We start from the raw sequence: 14917 nt of genomic DNA on the forward strand, positions 1-14917 counted from the left end.
TGCCCCCGATGGTGGTCAACAGATCCGGCTGACGGGCAGTTCCGCGTTCTTGGAGACCAATTCGGAGGCCGCCACGAAACGTTGGACGAATTCCTGGGCGAAGGCGGGGGTGAAGCGGCCCTCGTTGTAGAAGAGCAGGACGTGGAATCCCTCGCTGTGCGGCACGAGTACCAGTTCCAGCTCGAATCTGCTGCCCACTCCGTCGGGCACCAGGACTTCTATGTCGAGCTCGCCGACGGTGATGCTGTAGACCGGTTCGGCCAGCATCTGGAAGACGATGTCGTCGGCGCGTGCCCCGTCGTTCCCCGAACCGGGAAGTGGCAGCAGCTGATATGGAATTCCCTGGTTGAGGAAGCCGCCCACCACGGTCGCGTGCGTGGTCTTGAGCGCGTCCAGAACCGGCGCCGACGGCGTGAGGCGGGTGCGGAGCACGACCATGTTGGCGAGGAAGCCGACCGTGCGGCGGGTCTGCGGGCGCAGCCGGTTCGCGTACAGGGACGCCACCGCGAGATCGGTGCGCCCGGTCGTGTGGTGCAGCGTGGCGTAGTACAGGGTCAGCATCGCGGCGAACAGCGAACTGCCCCGGCCGACGGCCAGCGAGCGCAGCGCCGCGACCGTGGCGGCGGACAGCTCGCCGCGCACGAGCGCCGTGCTGCGCGGGCCGGGGTCGGCCCGGGAGGGCAGCGGCGGCAGCGACAGACCGGCCAACTCCCGCCGCCAGTAGTCCAGTTGGCTCTTCAGCTCGCCACTTTCGAGGGCGCCCCGCTGCCAGTCGGCGAACTCGGTGAACTGCCAGCCGGGATCCGGCAGCTCCTTCGTCCCGCCGGCCAGCCGGTCGAGCACGGCGCACAGATCCTGGAAGACGACCCCGCAGGACCAGGAGTCGGTGACGAGATGGTGCATGTTGACGCACAGCACGTGCTCGTCGTCGGCGACCTGCCACAGCGTGCAGCGCACCGCGTTCTCGGTGGCGTCGATCCGGGTGGCGAGTTCCTCGGAAATGCGCTCCCGCACCGCGGATTCGGCATCCGTCTCGCCGCGCAGATCGACATGGCACAGCTCCACCGGGTGCGGCTCGCGCACGATCTGGCGCAGTTTTCTGCCGCCACCGGTGAATACCGTGCGCAAGGCGTCATGGCGGGCCGATACCCGGTCCAGGGCCGTACGCAGCCTTGAATGATCCAATGGCCCTCGAATGCGGCACATCATGGGGCAGTTGAGGGCTCCGTCCTGACCGCGATAGCGATCGAGGAACCACAACAGCCGCTGTCCCACGGAAGGTTCGGTCTCGCGCTCTTCGGAATTCCCCACGGCGCTCAAGCTACCGACCGTCCCCGAGAGGGCATCGGGTACTGAAAGATACTTGGCGGCATTGAAAGAAACCGCTGGTACCGCGCCGTGCGCTGCTAGCGTCCCCGGCATGCGGGACCTCGACATACCGACACCGGCGCACACCCGACTGTCCTGGGACTACACACCGCGCACGCCCCAGCTGCAACGCCTCTACCAGCGCGCCCAGGAGCAGCAGTGGAGTGCCGCCGAGGACCTGGACTGGTCGCAGCCGGTGCCGTTCGGCGAACCGCTGCCGGACGGCACGGACTTCGCGCGCGTCTCCTTCGAGGCCTCGCCGATGGCGGTGCGCGGGCGGCCCATGTGGGACACCTTCCGCTGGGAGTTGCAGAGCTGGCTGGTCAGCCAGTTCCTGCACGGCGAACAGGCCGCCCTGGCCGCGGCCGCCCGGCTCGTCCAGGAACTGCCCGACGTCGAGTCCAAGCTGTGCGCGGCGAGCCAGGTCACCGACGAGGCCCGGCACGTCGAGGTGTTCTCGCGCTATCTGCGGGAGAAGATCCCGCAGCCGTACGCCGTCAACGAGGCACTGCACGCCCTGCTGAAGGACGTCCTGTCCGACGCCCGCTGGGACATCACCGCACTCGGCATGCAGATCGTCGTGGAGGCCCTGGCCATGGCGGCGTTCCGGCTCGCGGGCACCACCTTCCACGACCCGCTCATCCGCCGGATCACCACCCTGGTCGCGCGCGACGAGGCCCGGCACGTCTCGTTCGGGGTGCTCGCCCTGCGCGACGTCAACCGCCAGCTCACCCGTGCGGAGAGGGCCGAACGCGAGGACCTGGTCCTCGACGCCGCCGCCCTCATGCGCCGGCGCTTCCTGCTCGGCGACCTGTGGGAGCGCCTGGAGGTCGACCACACGGCGGGCATCCGGTACGCGGCGAGCGACCGCGCCATGGTCGCCTACCGGCGGACCGTGTTCACCCGGGTCGTGAGCGCACTCGACCACATCGACCTGCTGACCGACCGGGTCCGCCTGGGGCTCGACCGGCTCGATCTGCTCGGCGACGGCTCGCCGGTTCGCCGGCCGGCCGGCCGGGCCGGCTGAACTCGACGGAGGCATCCACCCATGACCGCGCCCGACCGCTTCGCACCGAACCCGCCGAACCCGCGCCCCGCCGCGCCGCCCCGCGTCCCCGGCGCCCGCTCCTCGGCCGACCCCGCCGCGCCCCCGACCACCGCCCAGGCCCTGTCCGTACGCCTCTTCATGGCCGGGCTCGGCGCGGCGGAGCTGATGACCGCCTACCTGGGCCTGCGGCTCGGCCTGTACGACGCCCTCGCCGAGGGCGGCCCGGCGACGGCCCCGCAACTGGCGGAGCGGGCGGGCATCGCCCCGCGTTACGCCCGGGAGTGGCTGGAGCAGCAGGCCGCGGCCGGCATCCTGACCGCCCAGAGCGGTGAAGTCACCCCGAACGAGCGGGAGTTCACCCTGCCGGCCGGTCACGCCGAGGCACTGACCGACCCCGGGAGCCTCTTCTCGATCGCCCCCCTCGTGCTGCTGCCGATCGGCGGCATGGCCTCGGTCCTGCCCCTGCTCATCGAGGCGTTCCGTACCGGCGAAGGCATCGCGTACGAGCGCTTCGGGCCCGAACTGCGGGGCGGGCAGGCCGGGTTGAACCGCTCGGTCTTCCAGCACCAGCTGGCCGGCTGGATCGCGGCCACCCTGCCCGCGGTGCACGCCGCGCTCGGCGGGGAGGGCGGGGTGGTCGCGGACGTGGCCTGCGGCTCGGGCTACTCCTCGATCGCCCTCGCGCAGGCCTATCCCAAGGCGCGGGTGCACGGTCTCGACCTCGACGAGCGGTCGGTGCGCGACGCGCGGGAGAACGCACGGGAGGCCGGGGTGGCCGACCGGGTGACCTTCGAGGTGCGCGACGCCGGCGACCGGGACCTCGCGGGCCGCTACGACCTCGTCTGCGTCTTCGACGCGCTGCACGACATGGCGCGGCCGGTGGAGGTGCTGCGCTCCTGCCGGGCGCTGCTCGCACCGGGCGGTTCGGTCCTCCTGATGGAGCCCAACGTGGGGGAGCGGTTCACGGCCCCGGCCTCGGAGACCGAGCGCTTCCAGTACGCGGTCAGCCTGCTGCACTGCCTGCCGGTCGGCATGGCCGAGCAGCCGTCGGCCGCCACCGGCACGGTGATGCGCCCCGGAACCGTCCGCGCGTACGCCTCCGAGGCGGGCTTCGCTCGGGTGCGGGTGCTGCCGGTGCGGCACACCTTCCACCGGCTGTACCAGTTGCTCTGAGGCGCGGGCGCGAACCGCGAAGGGCCCGGACGTCCGAGTGGACGTCCGGGCCCTTCGCCGTCGCGGGCTCGGCCGCTGGGCGCCGGCCCTACTCCTGGGCACCGCCCAGGAATTCGTCGAGCAGCATGTTGACCTCGGTGGGCTTCTCCAGGAGCGCCGCGTGCCCGCTGTTCTTGATCTCGCGGTACTCGCAGCCCGGGATGATCTTGGCGAGCTCCCGGGCCATCGGGTACGGCGACATGATGTCGTGCTCCATGCCGACCACCAGACAGGGCACGGTGATGCCCGCGATGCGCTTCGGGTCGGGGTCGTAGGAGGCGGACGCCTCGGCGTGCCCGAGCGCCCCGTGCCCGCCGGACTCGGCGAGACCGCGCAGCCCCTCCAGGTACGGCCCGATGAAGGCGTCCCGGTTGAGGGCGCGGGGGCCGAACAGATACATCGCCCGGTAGATGCCCTCCATCACGGGCGGCATCACCACCCCCGCCCGCAGTCGCTCCAGGGCGTCCTCGCGGATCGCCCGGTGCAGCGCGCTCGGCTTCCACGGGACGCCGACGAGCGCGGCCCGGGTCAGCAACTCCGGTCGCTCCACGGCGAGTTCGAGGATAATGGTGGCGCCGAGGGAGTAGCCGACGATGGCGCAGGGGCCGACGTCGAGCTGCTCGATGAGGGCCGCCACGTCCTCGGCGAGACCCTCCATGGTGTACGGGGGAGGGGTCTCCTGCGACGGCGGTACACCCCGGTGGTCGAAGGTGATCACACGGTGGCCGCGCTTGGTCAGGAACGGGACCTGCATCTGGTTGAACAGGTTCGCCTGGTGCTGTCCCGGGACGAGCAGCACGGGGCTGCCGTCGGGGTCCCCGAAGATGTCGTAGCTCAGGGTGACGCCGGTCTTGAGAGAGATCTCCACGCTGCCGTCCTTCACGGACTCGCCCGGCGGACCGGGCGGGGATTCGGTGGGTGGGGCCCGGAATGCGGCGGGCCGGGGCCGGGGGGTCGAGGACCGGGGCCCAGGGAGCGGGGCCCGGCAACCGGGCCGGGGACCGCGCCGTGCGGGCGCCGGTCGGTGCGGCCCGCCCGCCGACGCTATCGGCGCGGGGCGGGGTGCAGTGCCGCCGGTGACAGGTCCTGTACAGAACCGCCCGTCACCAAGGACTCGAACGCGGCGCGCCCGGGTCCCTCCACGGCCGGTTCGGGCAGCGGGTGGTCGCGCAGGAAGGCGAGGATGCGCCGGGAGACGACCCGGTCCGCCATCAGCTCCTGAGGGGTCATCAGCATGTTGTAGAGGCGCAGCGCGGCATCCCGCACGGCCTCGTCGTCCTCCCTGAGCACCGCCATCGCCCGCACGAAACGGTTGGGCAGATCCTCGGCGGGCGCCGCCCGCTCCCCGCGCAGGCCGGCCCGCAACTGCGCGAACCGGGCCTCGTCGGTGGCGAGTTGGAGCCCGAACCAGCGCCCCGGGTGGGCCGCGGTCCACTGCTCGAACGCCAGGAGCGCGGCCAGCGGGTCCTCGGCCGCTCCGTCCGCGACCCGGGCCAGCTCCTGGGCGTGACTGAAGCCGAGGGAGGTGCCCCGGCCGAAGGTGGGGTTGGTCTGGACGGCGGCGTCCCCGAGCAGCACGAGCCCGGCCACGAAGGGGCGGCCCCGGTCGTCGAGGAGCCGCCGCCACCGGTTCTCGATGTTGCCCATGGGGGCCGGGTCGTCGATCGGCTCCCCGCTGTCGAGCCAGTCCGCCGTGCGCGGCACCGCCGACAGGAAGCGGGTGAAGGTGGCGGGATCCCGCAGCCGGTGGCGCAGCGGATCGGAGACGGCCACCGTCGCCGAGAGCTGGAAGGTGTCGTTGTCGCCGGGGAAGACCAGCGCGGTGGCGTAGTCCAGCTCGGCGACCTGCGGCACCGTCGTGGAGGGGAAGCGCCGGCCGGGGCGCAGCCGGTAGTGGCGGGTCAGATAGAAGAACCCGCACGGCTGCGCGGTCTCGCTCGGCACCGGCAGCGCCAGGTCCGAGAGCCAGCGGGCGACCCGGGAGCGCCGGCCGCTCGCGTCGACCACCAGATCGCCCCGGAACTCCTCGCGCCCGGCCGTCCGCACCCCCACCACCCGGGGAACGCCCTGGGCCTCACCGGAGAGCCGCAGCCCGGTGACCCGGGTGCCGTGCACGAAGGTGACGCCCGCCTCGGCCAGCGCCGCGCGCCGCAGCACCCCCTCGTACACGAGCCGCCGGGACAGGACGGTCGCGTCCGGCCGGCCGTCCCGCAGCGGCACCGGCACGGCGCCCCGGGCGGCCAGGGCCGTCAGGACGTCGGGGGCGTCCTCGCTCAGGACCTTGGTCGCCAGGGCGAGGAAGGCGTGGCCCTGGCGGGCGTGCGGAACCTCGGCGCGCCGCCAGCGCAGGACGTCGTCGTCGGGGCTCCCGCCGGGCGGCGGCTCCCCGCTCTCCAGGACGGTGACCCGGTGGCCGCGGCGGGCCGCGAACAGCGCCGCGGCCGACCCGGCGAGACCGCCACCGATCACGATGACGTCGGTCACGGCGCGCTCACCTCGCGGTCACGTGGTCGGGAGTGTCCCAGGCGACCCGGTAGCCGTACACGTCGTCCGCGCTCTTCAGGCTCAGCCGCAGGAAGAAGGGCAGCATCAGATCGCGCATGGCCCGGCCCACCGGCCCGTTGGGCGTCATGTGCCCACCGGTGCGCCGGGCCCGCTGGACCAGACCCTCCACGCGCGGGCGCCGGATGCGCTCGAACGCGGCGAACGCGCTCTGGGGATCGGGCTCGTCGCGCAGGCACTTGGCGAGGACCACGGCGTCCTCCATGCCGAGGGCCGCGCCCTGGCCCAGGTGCGGTGAGATGGCGTGGGCCGCGTCGCCCATCAGACAGACGTTGTGACGGTGCCAGCTGGGCAGCGACGGGAGGTCGTAGAGCGGCCAGCGGCCTATCGGGCCCTCGGTCGCGCGCAGGATCCCGGCGACCACCCGGTGATCGGCGGCGTGCCGGCGCAGCAGCTCCGCCCGCCACTGCTCGTCGGTGATCGACGCGGCCCAGCCCCTGGCGGGCTCATCGGGCTCGGTGTGGTTCTCGAACCAGTACACCTCCCCGCCGGGCAGCACCTGGTAGCCGAAGAAGCCGCGCAGTCCGAACACCATCCGCAGGACGCCGTCCGCCTCCCCGGCGCCCTTGGTGCGGGCGAAGCCACCGGAACCGACGCCCTGCGTGAAACTCGGCGCCGGCGCCTCGGGGAAGACGGCCGCACGCGTGGCGGAGTTGATCCCGTCGGCGCCGATCAGCAGGGCGCCGTCGGCCGTCGTGCCGTCGCCGAACCGGGCGGTGACCCGGCCGCGACCGTGCTGCTCGACGCCGACGAGCCGCTTGCCGAACTCGACCGGCACGCCCGCCTTCTCGGCCGCGTCGCGCAGCCCCTTGTTGAGCAGGCCGCGCTTGATGACGGTGGTCCGTTCCGGGTTCCGGCCGATGGTGCGGCCCCGGTGGTTGGCGAAGACCAGCCTGGTGGTGGGCTCCCCGGCGCTCAGGACCTCCTCCGCGATGCCGAGGCTCTCCAGGACACCGCGTCCGTTGGGCCCCAGGTTGAGGAACGACCCGGCCGCGTCGTCCGGTTCGTCGCGGCCCTCGTACAGCACGGGTTCGAATCCGCAGCTTCGCAGGAACAGTGCCAGCACCGGGCCGGTGATCCCGCAGCCCGCGATGAGGACCCGCTGTTGGCCGGGGGTGTCGAAGGAACGTGCGTGGGGCATGGGCGTACTTCCTCCTCCGCCCGGTCGCCGGATGGTCCGGCACCGGAGCTAACCTGCAACGAAATTACGGAACTTGCGGACCGTCACGAACGCGCACAGCACGCTGATGCCGACGGTCCAGGCGACCGTCGCGAGCACCGGGACCAGGATCGGACCGCCGTGCGAGAGGCCCACCAGCGCCTCCACGGCCGTGGAGACGGGCTGCGCGGCCACCACGCCGCGGATCGCGCTCGGATAGGCGTCCAGCGGCATATAGCCGGAAGACATCAACGTCAGCGCCAGGGTGGGCAGTTGGACCCAGGCCATGATGACCGGCGGGTACGGGGCGGACAGCGCGGCCACCACCGCGATCGAGGTGCACATCAGGCCGAACAGGGCCACCAGGACGAAGAATCCCACCGCGGCCCCGAAGCCCTGCTCGAAACGGAACCCCGGCAGATAGGCGATGACCGCCACCAGGACGGCGATGCCGAGGATGCGCACCAGGTCGCCCAGCATGCGTCCGAAGAGCATGGAGAGGGCGTTGATCGGCATCGCCCGCAGCCGGTTGAAGACGCCGCTGCGGATGTCCACCCAGAACGCGATGGCGCTGGAGCCGATGGCCGAGAACGCCGTGATCAGAATGATCAGCGGGGCCAGGCGCACGACATAGCTCTGGCCGAGGGTGTCGTGCACCAGGATGTCGAACGCGGCGAGCAGCATGAACAGTTGGAGCAGCGGAAACCCGAAGGTGGCGAGCAGCATCATCGGGCTGCGCACGAAGAGCTTGAGCACCCGGCCCGCGATGATGCGGCTCTCCGCCCAGAGCCCTCCGGCGGTGGTGGGAAGGGCGGCGGGCGCGCTGGTTGTCGCGGTCACTTGGTCACCTTCCGGAAGGCGCGCGCGGTGGTCCACCCGCACAGCAGGATCAGCCCGGCGCACCACACGAGGGCGGGCCAGACCCGGCCGGTGCCGGTGCCGCTGTCGGACAGGGCGCGCAGCGCCTCGACGACGGCGGAGACGGGCGAGGCGTTGACGACGGGCTGGAGCCAGCCGGGGAACAGGCTGGCCGGCACGAACCCGGTCGAGACGACGAGCAGCGGCAGATAGGGCAGATACAGGCAGGCGGCGAGCGCCTCCTGGCTGCGCACGGTGAGTCCGAGCGTCGCCGTCACGGCGGCCAGGGCCGCGGTGAAGAGGACGGCGACCAGGAGGAAGCCGATCGCCGCCAACGGCCCTTCGTGGAACCGGAATCCGGCCAGGTGCGCCACGAGCGTGATCACCACGGTGGAGATCACCGCCTCGACGGCGACGGTGAGCAGGCGGGCGGTGCCGAGCGCGGAACTGCTGATCGGCATGGTCCGCAGCCGGTTGAACAGACCGCTGCCGCGGTCGGCGGCCAGGGCCATCGCGGAGGCGATCGCGATGAACATCAGGGCCTGGACCACGAGGGTGGGCGTCACCGAGGGCCCGTAGTCGATGCCCTTGTCGGAGAGCATGCCGCTGAACGTGGCGTAGAAGATGCCGAAGAACACCAGCGGCTGTACGACGGTGCCGAAGAGCGCGGTCCTGCTGAAGGAGCGCTTGAAGTCGCGTTCCGCGAGCACCTGGACGTCGTTGACGAAGGCCGGCCCCGTCACGGCGGCGGGGGTGCTCATGCCCGGCCCCCGTCGCCGCCGAGGGCCGCGCCGCCGGCGGCCCGGTGGTCCTTGGTCAGCGCGAAGAACACGTCGTTGAGGGTCGGCGGGTGCACGGCGATGTCGTCGGCCTTCAGGGCGGCGCCGTCGAGCGCCCGCACGATCGCGGAGAGCTCGTCGGTGCCGCGCATCGGCACGACGAGGACGTCGTCGCGCTCCTGGACCCCCACGAAGCCCGCCAGCGCGCCGGCCGCCCGGGCCCGGTCGCCGGCGTCGGTGATCTGCACCTCGCAGACCGAGCCGCCCACGTCCTTCTTGAGCTCCTTGGGCGTGCCCTCCGCGATGACCCGGCCCTCGTCGATGACGACGATCCGCTCGGCGAGCGCGTCGGCCTCTTCCAGGTACTGCGTGGTCAGCAGGATGGCCATGCCGTCGCGGGCCAGCCGGCGCACCGCGTCCCACAGAGCCTGCCGGCTGCGCGGGTCGAGCCCGGTCGTCGGCTCGTCGAGCACCAGGATCGGCCGGGGCACGACCAGGCTCGCGGCCAGGTCGAGCCTGCGGCGCATGCCGCCCGAGTAGTGACCGGCCGGCATGTCCCCGGCCTCGGAAAGACCGAACTGGTCGAGGAGTTCGGCGGCGCGGGCACTGGCCCCGGCCCGGGTCAGGCGTAACAGACGCCCGAAGAACACGAGGTTCTCGCGGCCGGTGAGCGTCTCGTCCACGGCGGCGAACTGGCCGGTGACGGCGACGCTCGCGCGCACTCCGGCCGGGTCGCTCGTGACGTCGTGCCCGGCGAGCCGCGCGGTGCCGCTGTCCGGTGTGAGCAGTGTCGTGAGGCAGTTGATGACGGTGGTCTTGCCCGCTCCGTTGGGCCCGAGCAGTCCGACGACGGTGCCCGCGGCCACGGAGAACGACACGTCGTCCACTGCCGCCTTGGGCCCGAAACTCTTGCGGAGCCGATCGATCTCGATCGCCGCTTCGGCCACAGCAGGACCCCTTTCCTCACACAGGAGGCTCCGCGGTCGCGGAACCTGCACGAACGGAACGCCGCAAAGGCGTTGTAATAGACTCAATGGGTACGCTCCGCGCCGCGACGGTAGCAACACACGCGGTGATGGGAGCCGTTACTGTCGGAGATCTGTCAATCACCCCACGAGAAGCTTCTGTTCCCGCAGTTGCGTGAGCACATAGGCGACGACGTCGTCGGAGGTGACGATGCCCCGGCCCGTCTCCTCGTCGATCGGCGGCAGGTCGAAGTCGTCCTCGATCGCGAAGGCCAGCTCCAGGAGGGCCAGGGAGTGGTATCCCAGGTCGTTGACGAGGTGGGCGGGGCGGTCGGTGGGCATCTCGTCGGCGTCCGGGGCGAGTTGACGCACCAGGGACAGGATGCTGTCGCGTACGGAGCTCTCGGTGTGGGCCATGTCCGTCTCTCCTACGTCCGGGTCGGGTCGGGTGGTGCGGCGCAGTACGCGCGCCACAGGGAGCGGCGGCGTGGCTTGCCGCTGGAGGTCCAGGGGATCGAGCCGCGGGGTACCAGGTGCACCACCGTGCGGGCTCCGGTGGCGCCACGGGCGAGGAGCCGGGCCACCCGGTCGTCGGCCGCCGTGTCGCGCCGTCCGCCGTCGGCCTCGATCACGGCGACGGCCACCGGCCCCGCCGCGTCGTCGCCGAGGACGACGGCTGAGCCGCGCGGCAGGACGCCGGCCTCCCGGAGCGACTGCTCCAGGTCCTCGGCGAACACCCGGGTGCCGCGCACCTTCACGCTGTCGCCGAGCCTGCCCTGCACGTACAGCTCGCCCGAGTGAAGGAAGCCGGCGTCCCCAGTGCGCAGTTCACCGTCCGTGAAGCGGCTGCCGGCGCCCTCGTCGCCGAGGTGGCCGAGGCCGAGTGAGGGCCCGCGCACGATGATCTCGCCGAGCGTCCCGTCCGGCACCGGCCGGCCCTCCTCGTCGACGACGCGTACGGCCGTGCCGGGCAGCGGGGTGCCGCAGCCCACCACGGGGCCCCGGTGCCGCCAGCCGGTGCCGCGGCGCACCCCGGTCACCGCGAGGGTGGCCTCGGCCAGGCCGTAGGCGGGCAGCAGGGCTCCGCGGTCGAAGCCGTGCGGGGCGAGCAGGGCCGCGAAGCGGTCGAGCAGGCTCGGCGCCATGCGCTCGGCGCCGACGACCATCGAGGTCACATGGCCCAGGTCCAGACCGGTCAGTTGGCCGGGACTCACCTTGCGCAGGATGTGATCGAGGCCGAAGGCGGGCGTCGCGGTGATCGAGGCGCCCCGCTCGCCGAAACAGCGCAGATGCTCCAGCGGACGGCGCACGAAGTCCTCGGGCCGCATCAGCCACAGGTCGTTGCCGGCCACGACCGGCCCGAGCAGACACCCGACGAGCCCCATGTCGTGATGAACGGGCAGCCAACTCGCCCACACCGACTGGGAGGTGACGCCCAGCCAGTCCCGGATGACGGCCAGGTTGTCGCACAGCCCGTCCCATCCGACGCGCACGCCCCGCGCGGGGCCGGTCGAGCCGGACGTGAACTGCACCAGCGCGGTGCGGTCGTGCTCGACCTCGCCGGGCGCGGGCCCCTCGGGCCCCGGCGCGAGGAGTTCCGCGCCGCTCAGGGTGTCGACGCCCGCCGCCCGGGCGCCCCGGAGCCCGTCACCGACGACCAGGCGCGGCCGGGCGGCCGTCAGCAGGGCGGCCATCCGCTCCTGGTGGCCGGTGGTGACGGGGCGGCCCGCGGCCTCCGGGGCGAGCGGCGCCGGGACGGCCCCCGCGAGCAGGGCGCCGAAGAACGCCGCGACGAACGCGGGCCCCGACGGCAGGACGAGCGCCACCAGATCGCCCCGGCGCACCCCGGCCTCCGTCAGCCGGCCGGCCGCGCGCCGCGCGTCGGCGGCGAGTTCGGGGTAGGAGCGGTGGTGCCAACCGCCTTCGCGGGTGCTGAAGTGGATGCCCCGGGCGGCGGCGGGATCGCGGATCCATGCGAGCAACGGCCCCTCGGCCACGGCCTGTTCACCTCCCCGTTCGGTCCCCATTCGGGCTTCGCTGCGGGAGCCTAGGCACCCTCCGGCGCGGGTCGGCGGATGCTGTTGAGTGTCTTTCACCGGCCCGCCGCCGACGCCGGTTCGCGGCGGACTCTGGTTGTCCCGCGTGCGGGGAAGCCTCCTCGCGCTCACCCAACGGCGTACGCGCATGTACCGCGTACCGGCAGGAGGGGCCCATGCTGGACGGATTCGTCCCCTGGCCGAGCGAGTTCACCGAGCGCTACCGCGACCGCGGCTATCGGCAGGGCCGCACCCTGTACGACCTGCTGCTCGCGGCGGCCGACGAGCACGGCCCGCGCACCGCCGTGGTCTCCGGCGCGACCCGGCTGACCTTCACCCAACTCGTCGACCGGGCGGCCGAGTTGGCGTCCGGACTGCACCGGATCGGGATCCGGCCGCGCGACCGCGTGGTCGTCCAGCTCCCCAACCGCGCCGACTTCGTCGTGCTGTGCTTCGCCCTGTTCCGGCTCGGCGCGGTGCCGGTGATGGCGCTGCCCGGCCATCGGCGCAACGAGCTGGTGCATCTGTGCCGCCGCGCCGAGGCCGTCGCCCTGGTGGTCCCGGACCGCTTCCAGGGCTACGACTTCCGCGTGCTGGCCCGCGAAGTGCGCGCCGAGGTACCGGAGTTGGCGCACGTCCTGGTGTCGGGCGACGCGCAGGAGTTCACCGCCCTCGACTCGGTGCCGTGCCCGCCGGTCGACCTGGCCCCGGTGGATGCCGGGGAGGTCGCGCTGCTGCTCCTGTCCGGCGGCACCACGGGCCTGCCCAAACTGATCCCGCGCACCCACGACGACTACGCGTACAACGCCCTGGCCTGCGCGAAGGCGCTGGGGGTCGACCAGGACAGCGCCTACCTCGCGGCCACCCCGGTCGCCCACAACGCGGCGCTCGGCTGTCCGGGCGTGCTCGGCACCCTGTTCCGTGGCGGCAAGGCCGTGCTCGCCGCGAGCCCCAGCCCGGACGAGGCGCTGCCCCTGGTGATCGACGAGGGCGTCACGCTGACGACCCTGGTGCCGCCGCTGGTCATGATGTGGCTGGCGGACCCCGAAGTGCTCAAAGCCGACCTGTCCGGGCTGCTGCTCCAGGTGGGCAGCTCCAAGTTCCAGCCCGAGGTGGCCCGCCGGGTGCGCGAGGGCCTGGGGTGCCGGCTGACCCAGTGGTACGGCATCGGCGAGGGGCTCTTGACCCACACCCGGCTCGACGACCCCGACGAGGTGATCACCCACACCGAGGGCCGCCCGCTCTGCCCGGACGACGAGATACGGGTGGTCGACGAGGAGGACCGGCCGGTGCCCACGGGCGAGGTCGGCGAGCTGCTCACCCGGGGGCCGTACACCATCCGCGGCTACTACCGGGCACCCGAGCACAACGCGCGGGCCTTCACCGAGGACGGCTTCTTCCGCACCGGCGACCTGGTGCGCCTGCGGCCCGACGGCAACCTGGTGGTGATGGGGCGGGCCAAGGACATCATCCACCGAGGCGGCGACAAGGTGTCCGCCGAGGAGGTCGAGGAGCATCTGCTGTCCCACCCCCAGGTGCGGGACGTGGCCGTGGTGGGTCTCGCCGACGACATGCTGGGCGAGCGCATCTGTGCCTATGTCATCGCGGACCCTTCAACGGGCCCCGGCGAGCCGGGACTTGCCCGCCTCAAGGCGTATCTGCGGGAACGGGGTCTCGCCTCGTACAAGGTGCCCGACCAGGTCGAGCGGGTGGACTCCTTCCCCAAGACGCCGGTGGGCAAGGTCGACAAGGCCGCGATGCGTGCGCACGGAAACCGCTGACGCGCTGCTGCGGGCCGTGCTGCCGCCGTGGGCGGTGGGCGCGGCCCGCGCCGACGACGTGCCCGGGCCGCTCTTCGCCGCGGAGCGGGCACTGTGCGAGGGCGCCGGTCCGCGCAGGAAGGGGGAGTTCACCACCGGCCGTTGGTGTGCGCACCGGGCGCTGGCCCGGCTCGGCGAACGGCCGGTCGGGGTCGGGCGGGGCCCACGGGGCGAGCCGCTGTGGCCGCGAGGTGTCCTCGGCAGCATCAGCCACTGCCCGGGATTCCGCGCCGCCGCGCTCTGCCGCACGCGGGACGCGTGGGCGCTCGGCATCGACGCCGAGGTCGAGGGCCCGCTTCCGGCGCGCGTGCGGGCCCGGCTGATCAGCGAGGAGGAAGCCGGCCTGATGCGGCCGGAAGTCGCCGGAGAGCGCTTGCTGTTCAGCGCCAAGGAGGCTGTTTACAAAGCGTGTTCGGCACTGGTGGGACCCGGGCAGGCCCCGCCGATGGCCGAACTGCGCATCCTGGTGGAGCCCGGCGAGCACGGGCCGGGGGCGAGCGGGCGCTTTCGCGCCCGGGTGCCCGCCGTGGCCGGCCTCGTGGGCCTGGACCCGGGGCACATCGAGGGGCGCTGGCACCGCTCCCACGGTCTGGTGCTCACCTCGTGCGTCGTCGTGCGGCCCGGCATGGAAGCGCCCACGACACGCCCCCGCCGCGTCGTGGGCACAGCCCTCGGGCCTCAGACCAGATCGGCCTGGGACTCCAGTACGTAGCCCCGCCCCCACACGGTGCGTATGGAAAGGCCGAGCGGCTGTATTCGTTCCCGGGTCCTCATCATGTGCAGGTCCAGGGCGTTGCGCGTTCTCGATCCGTTGACCTGACCGAGCCGGTAGCGCAGCGCCTCGCGGGGAACGACCTCGCGAAAGTTCGGTACGAGCAGTTCCAGGAGTTCCGTCTGGGTGGGCGAGACCGTCACGGAACGGGAGGAGAAGTGCAGTACCCCGCTCTCGTCCAGACAGGGAAGCCGGTTCATTCGGTACCGGCGACTGAGGGCGTTCACCCGGGCCTGTAAGTCGTGCGCCGCGATCGGCGCCCTGACCCAGTCCTCGCAGACGTCCTCGCAGACGGGAGCCTCGGCTCTCGCCTCCACGACCAGTATCCGAGGCACGCC

Annotated in this window: 14 protein-coding genes; 4 read left to right on the forward strand and 10 right to left on the reverse strand. The window is 72.6% G+C overall.

The window, feature by feature from the left end:
* Window positions 1-15: 15 nt before the first annotated feature.
* Complete coding sequence (locus ACFYZA_RS02845) at window positions 16-1437, reverse strand: condensation domain-containing protein (protein WP_388486560.1); 1422 nt, start codon at window positions 1435-1437, stop codon at window positions 16-18.
* Here ACFYZA_RS02845 and ACFYZA_RS02850 point away from each other — a divergent pair.
* Together ACFYZA_RS02850 and ACFYZA_RS02855 are read left to right on the forward strand one after the other, a co-directional pair.
* Complete coding sequence (locus tag ACFYZA_RS02850) at window positions 1421-2395, forward strand: ferritin-like domain-containing protein (RefSeq protein ID WP_388486562.1); 975 nt, start codon at window positions 1421-1423, stop codon at window positions 2393-2395. The two genes, ACFYZA_RS02845 and ACFYZA_RS02850, sit on opposite strands and share 17 nt — an antisense overlap.
* A gap of 21 nt (window positions 2396-2416) precedes the next feature.
* Complete coding sequence (locus ACFYZA_RS02855) at window positions 2417-3589, forward strand: class I SAM-dependent methyltransferase (protein WP_388486565.1); 1173 nt, start codon at window positions 2417-2419, stop codon at window positions 3587-3589.
* 88 nt (window positions 3590-3677) lie between these two features.
* Here the strand turns inward: ACFYZA_RS02855 and ACFYZA_RS02860 are convergent, their stop codons facing one another.
* From ACFYZA_RS02860 to ACFYZA_RS02895, 8 genes are all read right to left on the reverse strand, one after another.
* Window positions 3678-4496: an alpha/beta fold hydrolase gene (locus ACFYZA_RS02860; RefSeq protein WP_388486567.1), complete on the reverse strand. Its 819-nt coding sequence runs from the start codon at window positions 4494-4496 to the stop codon at window positions 3678-3680.
* Window positions 4497-4672: 176 nt separating this feature from the next.
* Window positions 4673-6112, reverse strand: a complete 1440-nt coding sequence (locus ACFYZA_RS02865) for an NAD(P)/FAD-dependent oxidoreductase (RefSeq protein WP_388486570.1) — start codon at window positions 6110-6112, stop codon at window positions 4673-4675.
* Between the two features lie 7 nt (window positions 6113-6119).
* The gene (locus ACFYZA_RS02870) at window positions 6120-7331 is read right to left on the reverse strand and encodes an FAD-dependent oxidoreductase (protein ID WP_388486572.1); all 1212 of its coding nucleotides are present in this window, start codon (window positions 7329-7331) and stop codon (window positions 6120-6122) included.
* A 48-nt stretch (window positions 7332-7379) separates the two neighbouring features.
* On the reverse strand, window positions 7380-8189 hold the full coding sequence (locus ACFYZA_RS02875) for an ABC transporter permease (RefSeq protein ID WP_382584114.1): 810 nt from the start codon (window positions 8187-8189) through the stop codon (window positions 7380-7382).
* On the reverse strand, window positions 8186-8968 hold the full coding sequence (locus ACFYZA_RS02880; protein WP_388486575.1) for an ABC transporter permease: 783 nt from the start codon (window positions 8966-8968) through the stop codon (window positions 8186-8188). Before ACFYZA_RS02880 ends, ACFYZA_RS02875 begins: the two co-directional genes overlap by 4 nt.
* The gene (locus ACFYZA_RS02885; protein WP_388486577.1) at window positions 8965-9933 is read right to left on the reverse strand and encodes an ATP-binding cassette domain-containing protein; all 969 of its coding nucleotides are present in this window, start codon (window positions 9931-9933) and stop codon (window positions 8965-8967) included. The genes ACFYZA_RS02880 and ACFYZA_RS02885 overlap by 4 nt, the downstream gene beginning before the upstream one ends.
* A gap of 159 nt (window positions 9934-10092) precedes the next feature.
* Window positions 10093-10368, reverse strand: coding sequence for a hypothetical protein (locus ACFYZA_RS02890; protein ID WP_161244872.1), 276 nt, complete (start codon window positions 10366-10368; stop codon window positions 10093-10095).
* A gap of 11 nt (window positions 10369-10379) precedes the next feature.
* Window positions 10380-11978, reverse strand: a complete 1599-nt coding sequence (locus ACFYZA_RS02895; RefSeq protein WP_388486579.1) for an AMP-binding protein — start codon at window positions 11976-11978, stop codon at window positions 10380-10382.
* Window positions 11979-12163: 185 nt separating this feature from the next.
* Here ACFYZA_RS02895 and ACFYZA_RS02900 point away from each other — a divergent pair, with 185 nt between their 5' ends.
* Both ACFYZA_RS02900 and ACFYZA_RS02905 read left to right on the forward strand, forming a co-directional pair.
* Entirely contained in the window at window positions 12164-13768 is a 1605-nt protein-coding gene (locus ACFYZA_RS02900; RefSeq protein ID WP_388486581.1) for a (2,3-dihydroxybenzoyl)adenylate synthase, read from the forward strand.
* Window positions 13749-14519, forward strand: a complete 771-nt coding sequence (locus ACFYZA_RS02905; RefSeq protein ID WP_388486583.1) for a 4'-phosphopantetheinyl transferase — start codon at window positions 13749-13751, stop codon at window positions 14517-14519. The genes ACFYZA_RS02900 and ACFYZA_RS02905 overlap by 20 nt, the downstream gene beginning before the upstream one ends.
* Here the strand turns inward: ACFYZA_RS02905 and ACFYZA_RS02910 are convergent.
* On the reverse strand, window positions 14486-14914 hold the full coding sequence (locus ACFYZA_RS02910) for a winged helix-turn-helix domain-containing protein (RefSeq protein ID WP_202518752.1): 429 nt from the start codon (window positions 14912-14914) through the stop codon (window positions 14486-14488). The genes ACFYZA_RS02905 and ACFYZA_RS02910 overlap by 34 nt on opposite strands.
* Between the last annotated feature and the right edge of the window lie 3 nt (window positions 14915-14917).

It is taken from the genome of Streptomyces sp. NPDC001828, assembly GCF_042892175.1.
In the GTDB taxonomy this organism is placed as follows: domain Bacteria; phylum Actinomycetota; class Actinomycetes; order Streptomycetales; family Streptomycetaceae; genus Streptomyces.

Excerpts from the sequence above, each read along its gene's own strand:
- ACFYZA_RS02850 (WP_388486562.1), top strand. The coding sequence starts at position 1,421 with ATGCGGGACCTCGACATACCGACACCGGCGCACACCCGACTGTCCTGG.
- ACFYZA_RS02845 (WP_388486560.1), bottom strand. The coding sequence starts at position 1,437 with ATGTCGAGGTCCCGCATGCCGGGGACGCTAGCAGCGCACGGCGCGGTA.
- ACFYZA_RS02855 (WP_388486565.1), top strand. The coding sequence starts at position 2,417 with ATGACCGCGCCCGACCGCTTCGCACCGAACCCGCCGAACCCGCGCCCC.
- ACFYZA_RS02870 (WP_388486572.1), bottom strand. The coding sequence starts at position 7,331 with ATGCCCCACGCACGTTCCTTCGACACCCCCGGCCAACAGCGGGTCCTC.
- ACFYZA_RS02880 (WP_388486575.1), bottom strand. The coding sequence starts at position 8,968 with ATGAGCACCCCCGCCGCCGTGACGGGGCCGGCCTTCGTCAACGACGTC.
- ACFYZA_RS02890 (WP_161244872.1), bottom strand. The coding sequence starts at position 10,368 with ATGGCCCACACCGAGAGCTCCGTACGCGACAGCATCCTGTCCCTGGTG.
- ACFYZA_RS02895 (WP_388486579.1), bottom strand. The coding sequence starts at position 11,978 with ATGGGGACCGAACGGGGAGGTGAACAGGCCGTGGCCGAGGGGCCGTTG.
- ACFYZA_RS02900 (WP_388486581.1), top strand. The coding sequence starts at position 12,164 with ATGCTGGACGGATTCGTCCCCTGGCCGAGCGAGTTCACCGAGCGCTAC.